The following is a 20,312-nucleotide window of genomic DNA, read 5'->3' as shown; positions in this document are numbered from 1 at the left end:
CAATAACGCAGCATTAGGGGCGGGTAGTGCGCTGGCATTGCCCGTTTTTCTGAGTCGTGGCATTGGCCCGCACATGCGCCAATGCCAGCTCGCCGAGACGTTTTAATAATGGCAAACCGACAGTGTCATAGTCGTATTGGTCATCATTTAACACGCCATCCTGATTGACATATACAGCGGCCGACAGGATAAATTCGGCGCCACTGCATTCGTCGCGCACGTAGGCACTGTCTAGCAAAAAGCCATAAGCGTCACCAACTTTATTGTAAATATGGACGCGGGGATCGGGTACGATATCTTTAGCAGCGCCATACAGCAGAAATTTGACATAAGTCGGCCAATACTGCGCCGGATCATAACGAGGGTCCTGGCTGTCACCCGGCAACTGTGCCATTTGCTGTTGCAAAAACTGTAATTCCGCCGCAGACAACAGCAAACGCGTGGCTGGGAGTGCTGTTTCAGGCAGCATAATCAACTGCGTCAACCGATGCATATGCGACAAAGTCCAGCGGTTCTTTTGACTAAAATCCAGCGGCTTGCCCTGCAGTAAACCGTCTTTGAGATAGTCGTTGCCGACTGGCGTAAAAGGCCGTGCTGGCATTGCCGGTGCGACACGGGCAGGCTGGCGATATAACAAGCGGCCCGTCGCGTCGTAAAACCCAATGGCATTAGTGGCCCGGTTATCTTCTGCACTCAGCGGTCGTTCCAACCGGTGTAAGATCTGTGCATCGCGAAAACCTAAAGCCGCGAGCCGTGCATTGATATATTGCTGTCCCATCAATTCATACAGGCGGTTGTACGCGTCGTTATCGCTGACTAACAAGATTTTTTTCACATAATGACGCACGGTCGGCAGGCCAGACGCTGCGCTGTCATCGCGATTGACCAGCACATCGCCGGGTAACAATGGCTCTGTTTGCATCACAGAGTCAGCGGTAACGCCATACACAGCCAGTTGCTGCAGATATTCCAGCGCCAGCGCGGCGATCGCCAGTTTCACGGTCGACGCCGGATACAAATATTCTGCATCAGCCCGGTACTGATGTTCGTGCAGAACCGCTCGGCCAGCGCCATCGCGCTGAATTTCGGTGAATAGAATTTGCAGCCGATATGGATCAGGAGTTCCGGCGATCTGCGGTGCCGCCTCGACGACCCAATGTTCTGGTAACTGGTGTTGTCGGGTGTTCGTCGCCGGTTGTGGCGTTTGGCTGCGGTCGACCCGTTGGGAGTCAACAGTCTGACAAGCGCTCAGCAGTAACAGGATCGCGCCGAGCAGTGGGGCGCGTTTTACGCAAATTGACATCGTTGTGCTCCAGTCGGACGACCATGAAGGGAATAGTTTATTCTTTGTGTAATTTATATCCAGAATAGCTGCGAGACACAACTGCGCAAAACGAAAAGCCTGCAAAACCGCCGATGTTTTGCCTTTTACAATGCCGCGCTCAGGAAAAACAGCAGGCTGCCAAGCGGAACCAACAGTACCGGCGAGCACCAGCCACGCAGCACCAGTGCCATACCGCAGCCGATAAACAACCAATGCCAGCTGGCAGTAACCGCGTGCGGCACGACAAACTGCCACCAACCGGTAGCCAGCAGTCCAACCACAGCGCAATTGACGGCGGCCACAGCGCCAAGCAGCGTGCGGTTCGCACTTAGCCGGTGCCACCATGGCCAGATCGCTGCTACCAATAAAGCACCGGGTAAAAAGATGGCAATTGTCGCCACCAGAGCGCCCGAGACGCCGTGTCCGGCGGCAGCGCCCAGATAAGCGGCAAAACTAAACAGTGGACCAGGCATTAATTGTGCTGTGGCATAACCAGCGAGAAATTCGGTTTGACCGATGGCGCCGGTGGCCTGTTGCTCCAGCAGTGGCAACACGACATGCCCTCCGCCAAACACCAGGGCCCCAGCCTGAAAATAGCGTTCGAACAACAGCAAAAGCGGCGCCTGGCTGTAAAACATGGCCAGAACAGGCAGGCCGAGCAGCAGCACCAGTAAAATCAGCAGCAAGATAAGTCCGGGTTGTGCGAACCTTGGCATGGCGGTCGCTGGCACTGCGGCCGGTGTAATAGGCGCCGGTCGGAGCCACCAAGCACCTGTTAAGGCAAATAACAACAAGACCCCCAGTTGCAGCGCGGGTTGTTGCACCGACAAAAAAACTGCAAAACCAAGCACGGCGAAAGCCCGGCGTGGCCAATCCGGCGTCAGCGATTTGCTCATCAAAAAAATCGCATGGGCGACAATAACGACCAGCGCACAAAGTGCACCCTGGATTGCAGAAGCCCCGAGCCACTGCAGGCCATACAAACCAGCCAGGGTCATCAGCGCAAAAGATGGCAGCGTAAAGCCAAGAAATGCCAGCAAGGCACCGGTATATCCAGCGCGTTGCAGACCGATACCAATACCAACCTGACTGGAGGCCGGGCCCGGTAGAAACTGACACAGCGCGACCAGTTGCTGGTATTGCGCTTTGGTTAGCCAGGATTTTTCAGCGACAAAATGGCGTTCAAAATACACCAGATGCGCCGCCGGGCCACCAAACGAAGTGGCGCCCAACCGAAGAAACTGCAGAAAAATGTCGACACAAATCGCCATGAAATTCAGCCTGAAAAATCTATCAGGCTGCATTTTTACTGAAGCGGCGCTGGAATGCCAGTGTTGCTTAACAGCCACATTGCAGTGCTTGAACGCCTGTTGCAACAGGTGCTGTCACAGCAAATCCTTCGTCCTGATAACCTTGCAGGCCGCCAATCATCATTTTCACCGGGTAGCCGAGCCTGGCGATTTTCAGCGCGGCCTGATCAGCGCCATTACAGTGCGGCCCGGCGCAATACACCACCAACAACCGATCTGCTGGCAGCGCCTGCAACGTCGCGGGGCTGATTTGCCGGTGTGGCAAGTTCAGTGCACCGGGCACATGGGATTGGGCATACGCAGCTTCACCGCGCACATCCAGCAGGACAAAATCATCGGCACCGCTAGCGTTCGCACTGTGCACATCACTGCAGTCGGTTTCAAACTGCAGACGCTGACTAAACCAGCTGATCACTGCGTCTGCTGCTGCGGCCGGGAACTGACAAACCAAAGAAGGGCTCTGTGGCTTGGTATCTGTAAACTGACTATTTGATACGGTCATGCGGACTACTCCTGTGGGGTTGAATAAACACAGCGCTATTTCAGCAAAGTAAGTCCAGTGATAACACTGGCTAAAATGACAAAGAACGCCTGTTTTCAGCCAGGCGCTTGCTGACCTGCCATAGCACCTGCACAATGCTGCGTATCAAACTCAGTGAGTAAAATTTATGTCAACCCAAGTATCGCACCGCGTGGTCATCTGCGCCTATCACGGCCTGTCGATGCTGGAATATGGCGCTGCTGTGGAGATTTTTGTCAGTCACGGCCGGACCAATTCGCCGTGGTATCAAAGTCAGGTGATTGGCACCGATGGGCCGGTGCTGCAACTCGGCGACGGATCGGCGCTACATTTGTCGGCAGATCTCAGTCAATTACAGCTGGCGGATACCATAGTGCTGCCGGGCTGGCGCAATATTGAAGAAAAGCCGCCGCAAGCCTTGCTACAGGCGTTGCAGCAGGCCGCAGCACGGGGCGCCCGTCTGGTCAGTTTTTGTTCCGGCGCGGTGATCCTGGCTTATGCCGGCTTGCTGGAGGGGAAAACCGCCACCACACACTGGAAATATGCCAACGCATTCCGGCGGCTGTTTCCAACCGTAAAACTCGATACCGATCCGTTATATGTGCAGGCCGGCCAGATCTTTACCTCTGCCGGCAGTGCCGCTTGTATTGATTTGGCGTTGGCATTAATTGAAGCTGATTTTGGTGCAGCACAGGCAAATCGGTCAGCCCGGCGGCTGGTAGTGCCGTTTAGCCGCCAGGGTGGGCAACGGCAATTTATCGAGCTGCCGGTATCAACCGCCAGTAAAACATTAAGTGCGGTACTGGACGCGGTACTGGCAGATCTGACTCAGCCCTGGGACATTGATCAATTGGCACGGCAGGCCGGCATGAGCCGGCGTAGTTTTGACCGGCATTTTCAGCACAGCGTCGGGCAAAGTGCCAAGCAATGGTTGCAACAAGCCCGGATTGAGCAGGCAAAATTGTTGTTAAGCCGCGGCGAGCGGGTTGAGTCTGTGACGGGGCTCTGTGGCTTCGCCAGCAGCTCGGCGTTCCGGTTGCAATTTGCCCAGTGGACCGGCGTGTCGCCGAGTCAATATCGCCAGCAGCAGTTACAGCATGTTAGTTTGATCCCGGCCTGATCTCAGCATAAAGCGCAGGCTGGTAGCACGGGGCTTGCCAGTGTGACACGTAGCTCTTATGATCGCGCCTCTTTTAAGCAGCCTGACCTGCCGGAATTATTCATGTCACTTGTTCAGCAAGAAGCCACATCACCGTTGTTGTACGCCATCCTGCAACTAGTCCTGCAACAGGACCAACAATTGGAAAGGGCGATGGCGCAAGTGTTTGGCGCAGCGCGGCCGGCGGTTGGCTTGCAAAGTCAGGTGGTATGGCACTGTGGTGCTTTTCTGCGCAAATTAAATGCCTATCAGCAATTGGCCGGTGCTGACGCCAGCTTAGCGGACACTGTGGCGCTGTATTTTGCAGTGCAGCAGCAAGGTGCGGGCGACATCACAGCGCGTTGGCAGCAGCTGCCGCCTGCAATGCAGGATGGCTGTCCGGATTGGCTGGACCAGCTTGGTCACACCGAACTTGGCACTGCATGGCCTGCAGAGCGCGCAGCGCTGGCGCAGGCTGCACCTCGTTTTATCCGGGTCAACAGTTTAAAAACCAACCGAGATGCGCTGCAACGAGCCCTGGCACAGGGCGGCATCCAAAGCAAAGCAGTCGATGGGGTCGATTCGGCGCTGGAGATCACTTCCGATGGCGCCTTGTTTCAGACAGAGCCGTTTAAACTAGGCTGGTTTGAACAACAAGATGCGGGTTCACAACTCGTTGCAGCTGCTTTACCGGTAAAGCCAGGTAGCCGCGTGATAGATGCCTGTGCCGGTGCTGGCGGCAAAACACTGGCGCTTGCTGCCAGAATGCAGGCCAAAGGCCGCTTATTGGCGATGGATGTCGAACAATGGAAGCTGGACAATCTGCAGCAGCGCGCCAACCGGGCCGGTGCTGCGAATATTGAAACCCGCCTGATCAGCAGCAGCAAAACGATTAAACGTCTGGCTGGCAAAGCGGATTTTTTGTTGCTGGATGTGCCGTGCAGTGGCAGTGGTGTGCTCAGACGCAATCCCGATGCGAAATGGCGTGCGCCGATGCGTCTGACGGAGCTCAGAGTTTTGCAGCAGGACATTCTGCAGCGATACAGCAAAATGCTCTGCGTCGGCGGCGAGCTGGTTTATGCCACCTGCTCGATATTTCCATCCGAGAACCGCGCACAGATTGACGCCTTTTTGGCCAGCCGGCCGGATTTTCAGCTGCTGTCTGAGCAACACATCAGCCCGGCGACCTCTGGTTTTGACGGATTTTATGCCGCACATTTACGCCGGATCAGCGAGCTGAGCTGACCGGCGTGACTGTTACTGACTTGATTTGCTCCGATCAGGTTTTGCTGGCATCCGCGGCCGGTGTGGTTTCCTTGACTTCGTAGGCTTTGCACGTGCTGATCAACGCTTGTAAATGACCACCTAAATCTTTGCTGGCGAACTGCTGGGTTTGGCTCACCAATGTTTTTAGCGTCGCAAGCGCTTGTTCCAACCCTTGCTGATCGATTAGCGTCTTGGCATAAGCCGCTGCATCCGCACCTTGTTCCAGCATTGCCGCGACACTGTCAAAACTGAGTTCCTGCGAAAAAACCTGTTCAATGTCAGACAGTAATTGCGCTACTTTGGCGGATTCGACCAAAGCACCTTCAACAGTAATGAGTTTCCCCATTGGATCTGCCGCCAACCGGCTGGCGACACAAGCTGCTACTGTGCCGGCTTCAGCACTACCGGCCACAGCCGCCAGACCTTGTTCACGAATTTGTTTGACCGCTTCCGCGATTTGCGGATCTTGTTGCAACCATTGTTGCTCCAATGCAGTTTTTGGATTTTCACTGAGGTAACCACAACTGGTCAGCAAAAAGACCAATCCAGCGGTTAATAAAGGACGGGTAACAGACATAGGCAGCTCCATGGCAACAAGACAAAGGACTACAGCGGTCAATAACGCGCTGCGTATAGCTATTCAATTGGCGTTGCTGGCGCAGAATTCAAGGGCAGGCAGCGAAAATCAGTTTTTTTTCTGGCGTGAGCGCGGCTAGCAGGCGCTGGCGCAATGCGGTCATTTGTCTGGCCTGTTTCTGGGGGGAAATTTCAGCGTGACTGTGTAAAGCGACCTGCACCTGAACCTGATATTGGTTATAGAGCTTGTTTAAAACCGGGCTTTGACTGAGGGCAAACAGCTGCTGCCACAGATCTTCGATGTGCTGCAGCTGCGACGCAGACTCTGCGCTGATTTTCGCTTGTTGCAAAGTCTGACTGAGCCGGCGCAACTCCAGATCAAGCTTGCGTAACACCGGCTCTCTGCACTGTGAACTGGTGGCCGCCTGCGGCAGCGGCTGGGTGGCGGCACCTGGTACTTGTTGCGGCAGGAGCAGGGCCAACAGTAACAAAATGGCTTTTGCCAGCACTAAACGTTGCATCTGGGCCTCCTCAGAAATACCAGCCATAGGACAGGCTGATAAAATCAAGACCAGGATTAGGCCGTTTAAAGCCTGCGTTTGAATAGTGCAGATAACGCAGGGTCAGACTTTCAGTGGGGCTCAGCCATGAAACTAAGCCCAACCGATCTTCAAACTGGTAGTGGGTGCTGACGTCTTTGCCGGCAAAACGCGTGTCATCCAGTAACGACACTCCAATGCCAAATTCAAGGTCCCATTGCAGGTCAAACGCCTGTCCGAGCGGGTAGCGCAGCACCGGCGACACGGCGAGCACGGCGTTACTGTCGGAACTGTTGGTTGGGCCGTAACGCCAGAAATTGGCGCTGGCTTCAAACAACATGGTCAGACGTGGGTCCAGGCCGGATAACCAGTCGACATGATGTTGATACGCCAGTTTTAACCCCTGCACATCGCCTTCACCCTGCAGATAATCGATGGCAATCGCCTGTTCACGGCTCTGGGCCTGAGCCATATTGAACAAACCAGTACAAAACAAAGTCAGAACTAACGCCTTAAAAATTGCGCGGTTGATTCGAAGGTGGAAGTTGGCAGTCATTGGATGTTCCTTACAGTCAGTAGCGACTTGGCGCTTTCTCGAATGACTGCTATTATCCGGAACGAACGGTAGCAATAAGTGCTTTATCAGTTGCAAAGAGTATCAAAATGGATCGATTAACCCCATTGCTGGCACATTTTTCACCTCAGGCATCGGTATATTTTCACGGCACCAGTTGTCAGAAAACACAGTTTTGCCCGCAAAGTGGCCGCGCTTATCTGCACTTGATCGAAGCCGGCAGCGGCAGTGTAGAAGTCAATGATCGTCGTTATGCCATCAACGAACCTTGTTTGTTGTTTATTCCACGCGGCAGCGCGCATCAGTTTGTCGTTGACCATCAGCAATCGTTGTTATTGTTCTGCGCTACGTTGGATTGCGGTGAAGTGGCGGGCAATCCGTTATTAGCTGCGTTACCGGATCTCAGTTTGATCCCGTTGTCCGGCTGTTCGTCGCTGCGCAGTACCATTTCATTGATTTGGCAGGAAAATCAGGCCGAATATTGTGGCCGCGACGCCGCATTGCAACGCCTGACGGAGTATCTGCTGATCCTGTTACTGCGCCATATCATGGCGGTGGAACCACCACAATCGGGCTTGTTCGCCGGCCTCGCCGACAAACGACTGGCAACACTTATCACGGCACTACATCGTCAGCCTCAACTGGACTGGACCTTAGACAGCATGGCGCTCGAAGCTGGCATGTCACGCGCGCGTTTTGCGGAACATTTCCGTAAAGTGGTCGGCCAGACCCCGGCCGAATACCTGCAGTACTGGCGTCTGACACTGGCGCGCAAACAACTGTTATCGGGAAATGCACTGAAACAAATCGCGCCGGCCGTCGGCTACCAGAGTGTGGCCGCATTTCACCGCGTGTTTCGCCAGCGCTTTGGCGTCTCACCAAAAGAATGGCTGGAACAACTACAAAGCCCGCTGGCAGAAGCGGCGGCTTAAGTGGTTTATTGAGGCAAGGGGCTTTAAAAAGCGAACCGACGACCGTCGTCGTGATCTGATATGCGTATTGTCGGGATACCAAGCGTATTGTTTGAAGCCACCAAATTTCAGATACAAAAAAACCAGCAAAATTGCTGGTTCTTAAGTTGGTTGCGGGAGCCGCCGGGGTTTTGAAGAGCGAACCGACGACAGTCGTCGGGTTCTAACAGTCGTCGGGTTCTAACATTCGTATTGTCTGAAAACACCAAATCGCAGATACAAAAAAACCAGCTTGATGCTGGTTCTTAAGTTGGTTGCGGGGGCCGCCGGGGTTTTGAAGAGCGAACCGACGACCGTCGTCGGGTTCTAACATTCGTATTGTCTGGAAACACCAAATCGCAGATACAAAAAAACCAGCAAGATTGCTGGTTCTTAAGTTGGTTGCGGGAGCCGGATTTGAACCGACGACCTTCGGGTTATGAGCCCGACGAGCTACCAGGCTGCTCCATCCCGCGTCCGAAAATTACATTTGAGCAGTAAATGTAATTCTTTGTTTTGCAATGATTTAGTTGGTTGCGGGAGCCGGATTTGAACCGACGACCTTCGGGTTATGAGCCCGACGAGCTACCAGGCTGCTCCATCCCGCGTCCGTCATTGCGGGGCGCATCTTATTGCTTTTAGATATCGATAGCAAGCGACAATTGACAGAAATACAGCGACTTTGCACTGACTGCTGATTTTATCAGCACCTTGTGTTTTAAAGCATCGATTTGCGGCTTGAACAGCGCTTTGGCTGATGCAACAGCCAAATTCGACGGCAGTCCGGTACCAACTTCTGATATACTTCGCGCAATTTTTTTGCTGTGGATTTTCTTATGTTGCAATTCTGGGCGTTAACCTCCAAAGGCGTTGAAGAAGTACTGGCCAGTGAACTGACCAGCCTCGGCGCCACCGTCAGTAAAGTCAGCCTAGGCGCTGTTCGGTTTGAGGCAACGTTAGAGCAGGGCTATCAGATCTGTTTATGGTCGCGCCTCGCTACCCGGATCATGCGCCAGCTCGATCAACTCACTATTAATGAACAGTCTGATGTCTATGCCGTCGCCAATGAACTGGACTGGACCACTCAGATGGACCTGCGCCAAAGCCTGGCGGTGGAGTGTGTTGGTAAACATGCCACTATAGATAACAGCCAATTCGGCGCGATGCGTGTGAAAGATGCCATCGTTGACCAGTTCAGAGCCAAATTCGGTGAAAGACCGGATGTCAGCCGACTGGAACCGGATGTCCGCTTCCAGCTGCGGATGGAACGCCAGCACTTTTACTTCCTGAAAGACTTCTCCGGCCCGTCGCTGCATCAGCGGGGTTACCGTAAAGAGCAGGGCGAAGCGCCGTTAAAAGAGCAGTTGGCTGCAGCTTTACTGATCCGCTCTGGCTGGCAGTTCCAACAACCGCTGGTCGACCCGTTTTGTGGTAGCGGTACTTTGTTGATTGAAGCAGTGTTAATGGCGCGGCAATTAGCGCCTGGCCTGAAGCGACTCAAGTTTGCCTTTGAAAATGACAGTGATTTTGACACGAATTTGTATCAGGAATTACGCGCCAAAGCGCTTGGTCAGCGTCAGGTATTAGCGCCAACCAGCAAATTTATCGGTTTTGACACCGATCCTCGCCAGCTAGACAAAGCACGCCAAAACGCGGCGCGAGCCGGTGTGGCAGAATTCATCGAATTTAAATCTGGTGATGCCACTACTTTAGACGCTGCCGGCACGCAAATCCCGGGCGTGGTGATTTGTAACCCGCCATATGGTGAACGTCTGGGCGATATTCCGTCGCTGATCCCGGTCTACAGCGAATTTTCCGTGCGGCTGAAACAACATTATGCCAATTGGCGTCTGGCGATTATTACCAGCAACAGCGATCTGCTGCGCTCGCTGAAACTTTCTAAGCTGAAATCCTACAAATTTGCTAACGGCCCGCTCGATTGTGAATTCACCTTGTTTGACCTGACCGAAAAGCAGGTGCAAATCACCAGTAAAACCCCATCAATGTTTTTTGCCGAAAGCGAATCTTTTGCCAACCGGTTGAAAAAGAACCTGAAACAGCTGGAGAAGTGGGCAAAACGCGAACAAATTAGTTGTTATCGCTTGTACGATGCCGACATCCCGGAATATAACGTGGCGGTCGACTGGTACGACGGCGAAGTTGTGATCCACGAATATGCCGCACCATCGAATGTCGATGAGCAAATTGCCCAAAAGCGACTGTTTGATATCGTCAATCTGGTGCCACAGGTGCTACAGGTGCCAACCGACGCCATAGTGCTGAAAGTCCGCGAAAAGCAAAAAGGCAAAGAGCAATATCAGGCTTTGGCCAAAGCTGGCCAGTACAAAACGGTCAGTGAATATGGCGCGAAGTTTCTGGTGAATTTGCGGGATTATCTCGATACCGGCCTGTTTTTAGATCACCGCGTGACGCGTCGTAGTATCCAGCAGCAAGCCAAAGCTAAAGCCGTACTGAACCTGTTTGCTTATACCGGTTCCGCTTCTGTACATGCAGCACTCGGCGGTGCGCGCAGTGTCACGACAGTCGACATGTCCAACACTTATCTGGACTGGGCAAAACGCAACTTTGCGATTAACGATCTGGCCGGTAAACAATATCAGTTCGTCCAGGCCAACGTGCTGGAATGGCTGGCCGATTGCAAAAACCAGTTTGAGCTGATTTTTGTCGACCCACCGACGTTTTCGAATTCGAAACGGATGGAAGACACCTGGGATGTGCAGCGTGACCACGTCAAATTGCTGACGATGATCAGCAAGCTGGTGGCGCCCAATGGCAAAGTGATTTTTTCTAATAACAAACGTAAATTCAAAATCGCCCGTGAAGAGCTGGAAGCCGCTGGCTGGTTGATTAAAGACATCAGCGCGGCATCGCTGCCGGAAGATTTTAAGCGCAACCCACAGATCCATGTCTGTTTTGAGCTGACGCGGACCGCCTGATGCTGACGTTGTACAGCACCTGGGGTTGCCATTTGTGCGAAGAAGCAGAAGCGCTGCTGCGCGCAGCTGGCGCTGACTTCAGCCTGGTTGATATCGTTGATGATCCGGCCGCATTTGCCTTGTACCGCGTCGAGATCCCGGTACTGACTTATCAACGAGCGGCACAAACCACCGAATTAAAATGGCCGTTTGACGCGGCCGCATTGCAGTTATTTATCACACAGCAAGCGCTGTGAACGGGAAATATTAAGCGTGGAATTACTCAGATTTCAACAAGCCTGCCTGGCTTTTGGTACTCACCCGGTACTGGACCATGTCGACTTTAGTTTGTTTGCCGGTGAGCGGGTTTGTCTGGTTGGCCGCAATGGCGCCGGCAAATCGTCGATGCTCAAAGTGCTGACTGGCCAGCAGACGCTGGATGATGGTCAGGTCGTGAAGGAAAACAATGTCGTGCTGGCGCGGCTCGAGCAAGACCCACCAGCCCGCATTGATGTGACTATCGCCGATTTTATCCGCGAAGGTGCCGGCGACCTTGCCGACAAACTGCAGCGTTTTTATCAAATTTCTGCTGAATTTGACGCCGACGACGAAGCCTTACTGCGTGAATTCTCAGACTTACAAAGTGAGCTGGACGCGCGTGATGGCTGGCAGCTTGAAGCCCGGGTTAATCAACTGTGCGAACAGTTTGTCATGGCACCGGATGCGACGCTCGCCAGCCTGTCGGGTGGTTGGCTCAGAAAAGCGGCACTGGCGCGGGCCTTAGTTGCCAAGCCGAATATTCTGTTGCTGGATGAACCGACTAACCACTTAGACGTTGCTGCCATTCAGTGGCTGGAGCAGTTTTTGCTGCAATTTGCCGGCGCTATTATTTTCGTTTCGCACGACCGGGCATTTATCCGCAATGTCGCCACCCGCATTATCGATTTGGACCGCGGCCAGCTGACGTCTCATCCTGGCAATTACGCTGAATATCTCGACCGTAAAGTTAAAATGCTGGAAGTCGAACAACAACATAATGCATTGTTTGACAAAAAGCTGGCCGAAGAAGAAGTTTGGATCCGTCAGGGCATTAAAGCACGGCGCACCCGTAACGAAGGCCGCGTCCGTGCATTAAAAGAGCTGAGAAAAGAACGGGCGTCGCGCGTCGAACAACTCGGTAAAGTCGATTTTGCCATTGAACAGGCGAATAAATCCGGCAAGCTGGTGTTTGAAGGCAAAAAGCTGAATTTAAGTTTTGGCGGCAAAGCACTGTTACAGGATTTCAACTTTTTGTTGATGCGTGGCGATCGTGTCGCGCTGGTTGGGCCTAATGGTGTCGGTAAAACCAGCCTGATCAAAGTGCTGCTCGACGAATATCCGGTCGAAAGCGGCGACATCAAACGCGGTACTAACCTCGAGGTGGCGTACTTTGACCAGCACCGGATGGCATTGGATTTAGATGCAACAGTGCAGGACAACGTCGCTGAAGGTCGCCAGGAAATTGTGCAAAACGGTCAGAGCCGGCATGTGCTCAGTTACCTGCAGGATTTCTTGTTTGCACCGGCGCGTTCGCGCACACCGGTACGGGCTTTGTCCGGTGGTGAAAAAAACCGTTTGTTGCTCGCCAAGTTATTTGCCAAACCAAGCAATTTATTGATCCTCGATGAACCAACCAACGACCTTGACGTCGAAACGCTGGAGCTGCTGGAAGATATTCTGCAGCAATATCAGGGAACTGTGATCCTGGTGAGCCACGACCGGGAATTCGTCAATAACACGGTGACCAGTGCGTTGTGGTTCACCGGTACAGGCAGGATTGTTGAGATCGCCGGTGGTTATGACGATGTGCTGGCCTACCAGCAGATGCAACAAAGTAAGACTGAAGTTAAAAAAGCGTCGAATGAACAAATAATTACAAAACCAACGGAGCAATCAGCCGCACAGGCTTCAGCTTCGTCGTCGAAGAAGTTATCATACAAAGAGAAACGCGAACTGGAACTGTTGCCCGCTGAGATTGAAAACCTCGATCAGCAGCTCAGTGCCTTACAGACGCAGGTCAATGATCCGGAATTCTTCCGCCAGAGTGCCGATGTCACCACAGCTCTATTGAACCAAATACAGCAGACTGAGTCGAAGCTGGCGCACGCTTATCAGCGTTGGGAACAATTAGAAGCATTAAACCAGCAGTAGCAGGGGAATTGAATGAAATTTTCGCCGTTGTTTGTCGCCATGTTACCGGCCGTTGTGGCCTTTACGGGGCAGGCAGCCACTTACCAGGTCGTTGAACTTGGGCCGGTTGACGGTTATAAATCAAGTTTTGTCGCTGGCCTGAATAATAACAACCAGATTGTCGGCAATTTAAGTAACAGATTTAACTATCCTATTGATTTAAATTCGGTTGATTTGACCAGTACAGCTATTACCGGCAGTTTGACTGCAGCGGAGATTGAAGAGGTCAAAAAGGGCAATATCAACGCGAAAGCGCTGTCTGTGCTGACTAATTACCTGCAGATCGCCAGTGGCCTCTATACAACGCAACGTTTTGCCGGCACTTATCCGGCGCGTCTCGATACCAAGCAGTTGGTGCGGGTCCGCGAAACCGCAGCGGTGCAAACCAATAACGAATACCTGTTGGGTATTAATGATCTGAATCAGATGATTGGTTATGCCACGGCGCCATTCACTAAACAGTCGTTTACGCCAGCCGCAACCACCACCACGCCAAATCCGGTCGCACAACAACTGTGGGTTCCAGCGCCTATGCATATGGCGGGCGTGGTGTTCACTGACAAAGGCAAATATACATTACCACCTGCCTACACCGACTATGGTGGCGGCTACAGCGTCGGCCGTGGTCTGAACAACAACGGCAAAGTGATTGGTTATGGTAGCAGTACCATGACCACAGAGGCACAAACGGCGATCGCGGCCTCATGTGACGGCAAAGCAGAACCAAAAGACTTATGCTATTACCGTAACGCCGTGTCCAACAGCTATGAAACCCGCGGCATGGTGTGGCAACTGGATGCGAATGGCAAACCAGGAACCCCACAAATTCTTGGCTTCTTGGGTGACAAAAACTCTGGTAAAGCGCATACCCGCACTGATTATCCGACCGTTGCCTACAGCAGCACGCCAAATGATGTGAATGATCTCGGGCTGGTTGTCGGTGCATCCATGTACTCAGACAGCGACGACATTCGTTTTTATGCATCGGGTTTTTCTGGTCGCGATGAGGTCTACCATGCATTCCACGCAACTATTTTTGATGGCACTGAGCTGAAGTCATTTATTGATGCCAAAGAATGGAACAGCAGCTTTGCGACCGGCGTGAACAATAAAAACATCGTCACTGGTTATGCGGTGAAAACCATTACCAGTGTCGATCGTAATCGTTTCTTTATTTATGATTACAACACTCAGAAGCTGACATTCCCGGCGGATTTGTTTTCATCTGCCTCGACAGCTCCGGAAGCGATCAACGACAACAATATCATCGTAGGGACAACCGAGACTGCTACAGCCGGTACATCGACTCGTCGCAATGTTGGTTTTATCTATGATATCGCGGCTAATAGTTTCAAAGATATCAATACCTTATTAAGCTGTAAGTCTGCTTATACCATTGTTACTGCAACGGACATCAATGAAAAGAATGTTATTGTCGCCACTGCAGTGAAAGAGGTTGAACGTCGTGACAGTAAAGGTGAAGTGATCAAAGACAGTGCAGGCAATGTGCTCAAAGAAGAGATCGCAGTTGCAGTACAGTTAAATCCAATTGCTAACGGCACTATCGATAACTGTGATACCAGCGCAGAGCAAACTTATGAACGGCAAGGCGCTAGTTTTGGTCTGTTTGGCTTGTTGGCCTTACTGCCATTCGTGTGGTTCCGCCGTCGCGGTTAATCCTCCGCTCGATTGGAAACAAGCCCGCGTCAGCGGGCTTGTTTTTGGCATTTCCTGGCTGGTTCTGAATAATTTAAAAAATAATTTTATTTTTTTGTCGTCAAATTGCAATAAAGTTCAGTTTGTTACTGAATGTCAAACAGTATATCCGCTATTTTGATTTGAACCTTTCTGCACTCAGGTCTATCTATTAAATGTGCGCCGGTGTTGCACCCCAGCAGCTGGTGCTTTCTTCGAAGAACAATTGAGTTGAGGAAGACTGCCGTATGAAAAGACAAAAACGTGATCGTTTAGAACGTGCCCATGCCCAAGGTTATCGTGCTGGTGTTACAGGCCGTTCAAAAGAGCTTTGTCCGTATCAGAGTTTAGATGCGCGCTCGCAGTGGTTGGGGGGGTATCGCGATGCGATGGAAGACCGCGGTGGTGGTCTGTTTAGCAAAGGTCAATAATCCAGTCTGTGATGACTGATGTTTAGAGGAACAAACCCCGCAGTCGCGGGGTTTGTCGTTTCAGGCTTTGCGATATTGCTTAGAAGCTGGACGTATCCTGAAACAGGCCCACTTTTAATTCCTCTGCAGCGTAAATGTCACGACCATCGACACTAACCACGCCATCGGCAATTCCCATAAAGAGCTTGCGTTTGATCACTCGTTTCATATCAATGGTGTAAGTGACTTTCTTCGCGGTTGGCAGAATTTGACCGGTGAATTTTACTTCACCAACGCCCAGTGCGCGGCCTTTACCTGGCCCACCAGCCCAGCCGAGGAAGAAGCCAACCAGTTGCCACATCGCGTCCAGACCTAAACAACCAGGCATCACCGGATCGCCTTGGAAATGGCAGGCGAAAAACCATAAATCAGGATGGATATCAAATTCGGCCACAATCTGGCCTTTACCATATTTGCCGCCTTCCTCAGAAATGTGCAGCACCCGGTCAATCATCAGCATGTTGTCTATTGGCAGCTGGCTGTTGCCAGGACCAAATAATTCACCTTTGCCACACGCGATTAATTCTTCTTTTGTAAAGCTATTCTGAGTCATGTATGTTAGGTCCAAAAAAAATGCCGGATCACTTTAGCGAACAGCTGTACGCTAAACAAGTCCGATTAGTCGCTTTCTACGCAGGGAACAGATTAATTTCATCATGCGTCAGTCAGATGACACCTCGTTCCCGTCACAGATCAAAGAGAAACGTCGCAAATGAGCAAGCCAGACCAGACCCCGCTCAGTAATGCACAAAAACAGCAACGCTACCGCGAAAAACAACGCCAGTCCGGGAAAAAGGAACTGCGTGGTTATTTGACGCCCGAGGCGCTGGCCTGTTATCAGGAAATAGTGGATAAAACCGAATGGAATGACAGCCTGTTACTGAGCAACGCGATCCGACTGATGTATGCGGCGCATAAACTCGGGCAAGTGGGGTTGTTAAATAGCTGGTTAAACGAACATAAACGCTAAACAGCGCAAATTGTGACATCTGCTGTGGTTCTGCCCTATAATGCCATCCCTTTTTCTGCCATAGGTGTTGTGATGATCCTGTTTGTCCGCGATTTAACTGTCATCGATTTCTCTTACCTGTGTCCGCAGCGTGGCCTGCTTGGCGAAAGTTTTATCGTTGATGTCGAACTGCACGGTGGCTTGGATGCCACCTCAATGGTTCTGGATTTTGCTCATGTCAAAAAGCTGATAAAAAAAGCCATCGACAGCCTGGTCGATCATAAGTTGGCATACCCGGCGCTGAACCCGGTGATCCGTTGCAGCCAAATCGATCAAACAGAATTACTGCAAATGGACAGCGATCGCGGGCCAATCCAGATCGCATCACCAGCAGAAGCGCACGTGGCGATCCCAGCGCAGCAAATTACCGAACTGAGCCTGACTGAATTCCTGCAGCAACAAATTAAACCGCTGTTGCCGGCCAATGTTGAGCAGCTGAATTTTGTGCTCAGACCGGAAAAATCGAATGGTTTTTATTACCACTACAGCCATGGCCTGAAAAAACACGATGGCAATTGCCAGCGCATCGCGCATGGTCATCGCTCTACCATCGAAATTTATCAACACAATATGTTAAGCCCGCGGCTGAACAAACTGTGGAGTGAACGCTGGAGCGATATCTACCTGGGTACTGCCGAAGATCAGGTCAGTGCCGGCAGCTGCCAGTGGGTTCAGCCGCAGCCAGACAGCCATTTTTTCCGCTATCAGGCGCCACAAGGTTGGTTCGAGATCGCCTTACCGGTTGCTCATTGCGAGATTGTCCCTTGTGACACCACAGTGGAATGTCTGGCGGAATATATCGCAGGCTGTTTAAAAGCAATGGAGAATGCGCCATACAAAGTCGTCGCGTATGAAGGTGTCGGCAAGGGCGCCATTGCTTTTGCCTAAGTGATGCCAAATGCTAGTCAAAACAAAGCCCGCATTCAACGCGGGCTTTTTTCATGCTGACACTGTGCCGCTTTGGTCTGGCTCGTCAGCTTCTTGCTGCCATGGAATGCCAGGCCAGGCGGTCCGCTGTGACACGGGGTTTAACACGGCGACTGTGGCGGCGGCCGGTGACAAAGTCAGGTCAAGCTGCAACAAACGTTGTTGGCGGAACAGATGGCATTGCAGTACATCGCCGACGCTGGCGCGGCTCAATAGCTGTTTCAGCGTACTTTCACTGGCTTTGAGACCTTGGACGGCAATCAACAGATCACCACTGCTAAAGCCAGCCTGATGCGCTGCGGTGCCATTACGAACCGCGGTCAGCTTCAGGCCTTCCGCGACGCCTTCAAACAGAAAACCGGGTTCTGCTGAGGGCAATGACAGCGACTTGTCGCCGCTGAGGTCAAATGGATGTTCCGGCTGGCGCCAGCTCAAATGTATGCCGAAGATTTCTGCCGCGCGCGCCAACGGCAATATTGCCGCAGTATTTACCCAAGTCTGCACTGTTGCCACCAGCGCATCAGACTGGCTATATGACGCCAGCACAGCAAAGAACGTCGAGTCCTCGCTGCCACTTTCCGGCGCACCATATTGCTGCCAGCAGCGCTGCATCAGGCCATCCAGCGTCAGGCCGAGTGCATGGAGTTCGGCATCGAGGCAAAACGCCAGTAGTGCGCCTTTGGCATAATAACTGACTATCGCATTGGCGGCATTTTCGTCCTGACGGTAGAACCGCGTCCAGGCGTTGAAGCTGCTGTCGGCCAGGCTTTGCCGGGTATTTGCCGGCGCACGTTGCAGCCGGCTGATGGTTTTGGCCAAACCTGTCAAATATTGTTCCAGACTGAGCTTACCGGTGCGTAATAAACTTAAGTCGTCATAATATGAAGTGAAACCCTCATAAAGCCACAGTTGCGTGCTGTATTGTTCGCCAGCCAGTTGATAATCGAGGTACGGCGTGGGACGCGCCCGTTTGACCCACCAGGTATGGAAATACTCGTGGCTGCACAGAGCGAGGAAATTCTGATACTCCTCAGTGTATTCCTGTGGTAATCGGGGATTGGGCAGGTCAAACCGGTTGCACAGCAATAAAGTCGAGTTGCGATGTTCCAGGCCGCCGTAGCCGTTGTCTACGACCCAGGTCAGAAACCAGTATTCGGTTAAATCAGTGGGCAGGGCGCCAAATACATGCCTTTGTGCCTGGCACAGCGGCAACAGATCTGCGGCAATACGCTGGCTGTCGGTGGCCACCGCACCGCAAAGCACTAAATGGTGTGGGATACCGTCGACCTCAAAACTGGCGATATCCAACGCGCCAGCCAGTAACGGGCTGTCAATCAGCTGCGCATAGCTATTGGCCAGATAATCACCAAACGCCAGCGCTGCGGTAGTTGCGCTGCGGGGTAATCCGGTGGCGAGTTGCCAGTGCGTCGGAGCCTGACCGCGCGAGATGCTGATGTGATGCGGCTGCAGTTCCAGACCTTGTACCTGCAGACAAGTAGCGGCCGGATTAATCACGGCAATGTCGCTGCTAAGAAAATTTGCCCGCACCGAAAGGTCAAAGGCGTAAACCCGGTAGCGCACGGTCACTGGCAGCTGCCCCGGCGTTAGCGCCCAGCGCTGTTTGTCCAGCTGTGTGAGCGGCAATACCCCATCAGCGTCTTCGGCGCGAATATCCAGCAAGTGGCGGGCAAAATCCCGAATCATATACGAGCCAGGGATCCAGGCGGGTAACGCCAAGATCACTGGTTGTTGTGGCTGTGGCGCAAAATCAATTGTCACATCAATATAATGGCCGGCTAAATCTGCCAGTTCCAGCTGGTAACGGACTTCAGTCATCACATATACTTCCTGCATCCTGTTTTGTCGGATTATAACGCCGACGCCACGCAATAAGGAGTTGAAATGGCACAAGAAACGATTTTCAGTAAAATAATCCGTCGTGAGATCCCGGCAGAGGTGTTGTACCAGGACGAACTGGTCACTGCGTTTCGCGACATCAACCCACGGGCTCCGACCCATATCCTGATCGTTCCGAACGTATTAATTCCAACCGCGAACGATGTCGCAGCTGAACATGAAGCTGCGCTTGGCCGGTTGTTTACTGTTGCGCGCAAACTGGCAGCTGAAGCCGGCATTGCCCAGAACGGCTACCGGTTAATTGTCAATTGCAATGAACACGGCGGACAGGAAGTGTTTCATCTCCATATGCATCTGGTTGGTGGGAAGGCACTTGGCCCGATGCTGGCGCGCTGATTCAACAGCATCTTTTGCTGGCAATATGCCGTGCATTCACTACAATGCGCGGCCTTTACAAGATAGCGGCTACAGGATGGATAGTAATGATGATGAATGAAGCGCAAGTGGCAGTGCGGATAGAACAAGCGGTAACCCGCGTCACCAAAACAGTATTTCCTGGCCGCACCAACCATCATAACACCTTGTTTGGTGGCGAGGCTCTGGCCTGGATGGATGAAGCTGCGTTTATCGCCGCAACCCGTTTTTGCCGCAAACCGCTGGTCACTGTATGTTCTGATCGGGTGGATTTTAAGGAATCGATCCCTGCTGGTAGCATTATTGAGCTGGTTGCCCGGATTGAACACGTAGGCCGCACCAGTATCCGCGTCAATGTCGATATTTTTGTCGAAGATATGTACAGCGACGATCAACACCGCGCGATCTCAGGCTCATTTACTTTTGTCGCCTTAGGACCTGATCGCAAACCAACGCCGGTCCTGAGCTGACCTGCATTCGCCAACGCTGCGACTAACAGGCACTGAAGCGGGTTTAACGCCGGTTATCCTGACAGCAGCTTTGGTATAATCGGCCTCCCGATACACATGGATATCCGT

20 protein-coding genes and 2 tRNA genes are annotated in these 20,312 nt (G+C 52.3%); 12 read left to right on the top strand and 10 right to left on the bottom strand.

The features are described from left to right. Positions 1 to 13: 13 nt before the first annotated feature. The 3 genes from ACQ66Q_RS04400 to ACQ66Q_RS04390 form a co-directional block, all read right to left on the bottom strand. The gene (locus tag ACQ66Q_RS04400; RefSeq protein WP_430455680.1) at positions 14 to 1,303 is read right to left on the bottom strand and encodes a serine hydrolase; all 1,290 of its coding nucleotides are present in this window, start codon (positions 1,301 to 1,303) and stop codon (positions 14 to 16) included. Between the two features lie 125 nt (positions 1,304 to 1,428). Then, the gene (chrA, locus tag ACQ66Q_RS04395; protein ID WP_430455679.1) at positions 1,429 to 2,595 is read right to left on the bottom strand and encodes a chromate efflux transporter; all 1,167 of its coding nucleotides are present in this window, start codon (positions 2,593 to 2,595) and stop codon (positions 1,429 to 1,431) included. Positions 2,596 to 2,662: 67 nt separating this feature from the next. Then, entirely contained in the window at positions 2,663 to 3,136 is a 474-nt protein-coding gene (locus ACQ66Q_RS04390; protein ID WP_430455678.1) for a rhodanese-like domain-containing protein, read from the bottom strand. Between the two features lie 166 nt (positions 3,137 to 3,302). On the opposite strand from ACQ66Q_RS04390, the gene ACQ66Q_RS04385 reads away from it, so the two are divergent. Both ACQ66Q_RS04385 and ACQ66Q_RS04380 read left to right on the top strand, forming a co-directional pair. Then, entirely contained in the window at positions 3,303 to 4,274 is a 972-nt protein-coding gene (locus tag ACQ66Q_RS04385) for a GlxA family transcriptional regulator (protein WP_430455677.1), read from the top strand. Between the two features lie 102 nt (positions 4,275 to 4,376). Beyond that, positions 4,377 to 5,537, top strand: a complete 1,161-nt coding sequence (locus ACQ66Q_RS04380) for an RsmB/NOP family class I SAM-dependent RNA methyltransferase (protein ID WP_430455676.1) — start codon at positions 4,377 to 4,379, stop codon at positions 5,535 to 5,537. Between the two features lie 34 nt (positions 5,538 to 5,571). Here ACQ66Q_RS04380 and ACQ66Q_RS04375 read toward each other — a convergent pair whose 3' ends face one another. The 3 genes from ACQ66Q_RS04375 to ACQ66Q_RS04365 all read right to left on the bottom strand — a co-directional run bounded on the left by ACQ66Q_RS04375 (position 5,572) and on the right by ACQ66Q_RS04365 (position 7,229). Further along, the gene (locus ACQ66Q_RS04375; RefSeq protein ID WP_430455675.1) at positions 5,572 to 6,135 is read right to left on the bottom strand and encodes a hypothetical protein; all 564 of its coding nucleotides are present in this window, start codon (positions 6,133 to 6,135) and stop codon (positions 5,572 to 5,574) included. Between the two features lie 88 nt (positions 6,136 to 6,223). Next, positions 6,224 to 6,655: a hypothetical protein gene (locus tag ACQ66Q_RS04370; protein ID WP_430455674.1), complete on the bottom strand. Its 432-nt coding sequence runs from the start codon at positions 6,653 to 6,655 to the stop codon at positions 6,224 to 6,226. A 10-nt stretch (positions 6,656 to 6,665) separates the two neighbouring features. Beyond that, on the bottom strand, positions 6,666 to 7,229 hold the full coding sequence (locus tag ACQ66Q_RS04365) for an acyloxyacyl hydrolase (RefSeq protein WP_430455673.1): 564 nt from the start codon (positions 7,227 to 7,229) through the stop codon (positions 6,666 to 6,668). A gap of 107 nt (positions 7,230 to 7,336) precedes the next feature. Between ACQ66Q_RS04365 and ACQ66Q_RS04360 the strand changes: the two genes are divergently transcribed. Continuing rightward, on the top strand, positions 7,337 to 8,179 hold the full coding sequence (locus ACQ66Q_RS04360) for an AraC family transcriptional regulator (RefSeq protein WP_430455672.1): 843 nt from the start codon (positions 7,337 to 7,339) through the stop codon (positions 8,177 to 8,179). A 417-nt stretch (positions 8,180 to 8,596) separates the two neighbouring features. Here the strand turns inward: ACQ66Q_RS04360 and ACQ66Q_RS04355 are convergent. After that, positions 8,597 to 8,673: transfer RNA gene (locus ACQ66Q_RS04355), tRNA-Met, on the bottom strand. A gap of 55 nt (positions 8,674 to 8,728) precedes the next feature. Next, a tRNA-Met gene (locus ACQ66Q_RS04350) sits at positions 8,729 to 8,805 on the bottom strand. Positions 8,806 to 9,033: 228 nt separating this feature from the next. Here ACQ66Q_RS04350 and rlmKL point away from each other — a divergent pair. The 5 genes from rlmKL to rmf all read left to right on the top strand — a co-directional run bounded on the left by rlmKL (position 9,034) and on the right by rmf (position 15,488). Continuing rightward, on the top strand, positions 9,034 to 11,154 hold the full coding sequence (rlmKL, locus tag ACQ66Q_RS04345; RefSeq protein ID WP_430455671.1) for a bifunctional 23S rRNA (guanine(2069)-N(7))-methyltransferase RlmK/23S rRNA (guanine(2445)-N(2))-methyltransferase RlmL: 2,121 nt from the start codon (positions 9,034 to 9,036) through the stop codon (positions 11,152 to 11,154). After that, positions 11,154 to 11,390, top strand: coding sequence for a glutaredoxin family protein (locus ACQ66Q_RS04340; RefSeq protein ID WP_430455670.1), 237 nt, complete (start codon positions 11,154 to 11,156; stop codon positions 11,388 to 11,390). Before rlmKL ends, ACQ66Q_RS04340 begins: the two co-directional genes overlap by 1 nt. Before the next feature lie 16 nt (positions 11,391 to 11,406). After that, a complete protein-coding gene (gene uup, locus ACQ66Q_RS04335; RefSeq protein WP_430455669.1) occupies positions 11,407 to 13,323 on the top strand; it encodes an ATP-binding cassette ATPase Uup in 1,917 nt (638 codons plus the stop codon). 12 nt (positions 13,324 to 13,335) lie between these two features. Further along, positions 13,336 to 15,039 carry a DUF3466 family protein gene (locus tag ACQ66Q_RS04330; RefSeq protein ID WP_430455668.1) on the top strand — a complete coding sequence of 568 codons (1,704 nt, stop codon included), beginning with the start codon at positions 13,336 to 13,338 and terminating at the stop codon, positions 15,037 to 15,039. 266 nt (positions 15,040 to 15,305) lie between these two features. Next, positions 15,306 to 15,488 carry a ribosome modulation factor gene (gene rmf, locus ACQ66Q_RS04325; protein ID WP_377242831.1) on the top strand — a complete coding sequence of 61 codons (183 nt, stop codon included), beginning with the start codon at positions 15,306 to 15,308 and terminating at the stop codon, positions 15,486 to 15,488. Positions 15,489 to 15,567: 79 nt separating this feature from the next. Here rmf and fabA read toward each other — a convergent pair whose 3' ends face one another. Next, positions 15,568 to 16,080 (bottom strand): 3-hydroxyacyl-[acyl-carrier-protein] dehydratase FabA, encoded by a 513-nt coding sequence (fabA, locus tag ACQ66Q_RS04320; protein WP_430455667.1) that lies wholly within the window; start codon positions 16,078 to 16,080, stop codon positions 15,568 to 15,570. Between the two features lie 159 nt (positions 16,081 to 16,239). Here fabA and ACQ66Q_RS04315 point away from each other — a divergent pair, with 159 nt between their 5' ends. Then, positions 16,240 to 16,497 (top strand): hypothetical protein, encoded by a 258-nt coding sequence (locus ACQ66Q_RS04315; protein ID WP_430455666.1) that lies wholly within the window; start codon positions 16,240 to 16,242, stop codon positions 16,495 to 16,497. A gap of 72 nt (positions 16,498 to 16,569) precedes the next feature. After that, positions 16,570 to 17,424: a 6-carboxytetrahydropterin synthase gene (locus ACQ66Q_RS04310; RefSeq protein ID WP_430455665.1), complete on the top strand. Its 855-nt coding sequence runs from the start codon at positions 16,570 to 16,572 to the stop codon at positions 17,422 to 17,424. Positions 17,425 to 17,475: 51 nt separating this feature from the next. Here ACQ66Q_RS04310 and ACQ66Q_RS04305 read toward each other — a convergent pair whose 3' ends face one another. After that, complete coding sequence (locus tag ACQ66Q_RS04305; protein WP_430455664.1) at positions 17,476 to 19,299, bottom strand: M61 family metallopeptidase; 1,824 nt, start codon at positions 19,297 to 19,299, stop codon at positions 17,476 to 17,478. A 66-nt stretch (positions 19,300 to 19,365) separates the two neighbouring features. On the opposite strand from ACQ66Q_RS04305, the gene hinT reads away from it, so the two are divergent. Both hinT and ACQ66Q_RS04295 read left to right on the top strand, forming a co-directional pair. Continuing rightward, positions 19,366 to 19,716 (top strand): purine nucleoside phosphoramidase, encoded by a 351-nt coding sequence (gene hinT / locus ACQ66Q_RS04300; protein ID WP_430455663.1) that lies wholly within the window; start codon positions 19,366 to 19,368, stop codon positions 19,714 to 19,716. Between the two features lie 86 nt (positions 19,717 to 19,802). Next, on the top strand, positions 19,803 to 20,204 hold the full coding sequence (locus tag ACQ66Q_RS04295) for an acyl-CoA thioesterase (RefSeq protein WP_377242821.1): 402 nt from the start codon (positions 19,803 to 19,805) through the stop codon (positions 20,202 to 20,204). Positions 20,205 to 20,312 lie beyond the last annotated feature (108 nt).

It is taken from the genome of Rheinheimera sp., assembly GCF_965283995.1.
Lineage (GTDB): Bacteria > Pseudomonadota > Gammaproteobacteria > Enterobacterales > Alteromonadaceae > Pararheinheimera.
The sequence above is the reverse complement of the archived record's forward strand: the minus strand, read 5'-3'. Positions and strand labels throughout refer to the sequence as shown.

Excerpts from the sequence above, each read along its gene's own strand:
- ACQ66Q_RS04305 (WP_430455664.1), bottom strand. The coding sequence starts at position 19,299 with ATGACTGAAGTCCGTTACCAGCTGGAACTGGCAGATTTAGCCGGCCAT.
- ACQ66Q_RS04370 (WP_430455674.1), bottom strand. The coding sequence starts at position 6,655 with ATGCAACGTTTAGTGCTGGCAAAAGCCATTTTGTTACTGTTGGCCCTG.
- chrA (WP_430455679.1), bottom strand. The coding sequence starts at position 2,595 with ATGGCGATTTGTGTCGACATTTTTCTGCAGTTTCTTCGGTTGGGCGCC.
- hinT (WP_430455663.1), top strand. The coding sequence starts at position 19,366 with ATGGCACAAGAAACGATTTTCAGTAAAATAATCCGTCGTGAGATCCCG.
- ACQ66Q_RS04400 (WP_430455680.1), bottom strand. The coding sequence starts at position 1,303 with ATGTCAATTTGCGTAAAACGCGCCCCACTGCTCGGCGCGATCCTGTTA.
- ACQ66Q_RS04385 (WP_430455677.1), top strand. The coding sequence starts at position 3,303 with ATGTCAACCCAAGTATCGCACCGCGTGGTCATCTGCGCCTATCACGGC.
- fabA (WP_430455667.1), bottom strand. The coding sequence starts at position 16,080 with ATGACTCAGAATAGCTTTACAAAAGAAGAATTAATCGCGTGTGGCAAA.
- ACQ66Q_RS04390 (WP_430455678.1), bottom strand. The coding sequence starts at position 3,136 with ATGACCGTATCAAATAGTCAGTTTACAGATACCAAGCCACAGAGCCCT.
- ACQ66Q_RS04365 (WP_430455673.1), bottom strand. The coding sequence starts at position 7,229 with ATGACTGCCAACTTCCACCTTCGAATCAACCGCGCAATTTTTAAGGCG.
- ACQ66Q_RS04310 (WP_430455665.1), top strand. The coding sequence starts at position 16,570 with ATGATCCTGTTTGTCCGCGATTTAACTGTCATCGATTTCTCTTACCTG.
- ACQ66Q_RS04330 (WP_430455668.1), top strand. The coding sequence starts at position 13,336 with ATGAAATTTTCGCCGTTGTTTGTCGCCATGTTACCGGCCGTTGTGGCC.
- ACQ66Q_RS04380 (WP_430455676.1), top strand. The coding sequence starts at position 4,377 with ATGTCACTTGTTCAGCAAGAAGCCACATCACCGTTGTTGTACGCCATC.
- ACQ66Q_RS04295 (WP_377242821.1), top strand. The coding sequence starts at position 19,803 with ATGATGATGAATGAAGCGCAAGTGGCAGTGCGGATAGAACAAGCGGTA.
- ACQ66Q_RS04360 (WP_430455672.1), top strand. The coding sequence starts at position 7,337 with ATGGATCGATTAACCCCATTGCTGGCACATTTTTCACCTCAGGCATCG.
- rlmKL (WP_430455671.1), top strand. The coding sequence starts at position 9,034 with ATGTTGCAATTCTGGGCGTTAACCTCCAAAGGCGTTGAAGAAGTACTG.
- ACQ66Q_RS04315 (WP_430455666.1), top strand. The coding sequence starts at position 16,240 with ATGAGCAAGCCAGACCAGACCCCGCTCAGTAATGCACAAAAACAGCAA.
- rmf (WP_377242831.1), top strand. The coding sequence starts at position 15,306 with ATGAAAAGACAAAAACGTGATCGTTTAGAACGTGCCCATGCCCAAGGT.
- ACQ66Q_RS04375 (WP_430455675.1), bottom strand. The coding sequence starts at position 6,135 with ATGTCTGTTACCCGTCCTTTATTAACCGCTGGATTGGTCTTTTTGCTG.
- ACQ66Q_RS04340 (WP_430455670.1), top strand. The coding sequence starts at position 11,154 with ATGCTGACGTTGTACAGCACCTGGGGTTGCCATTTGTGCGAAGAAGCA.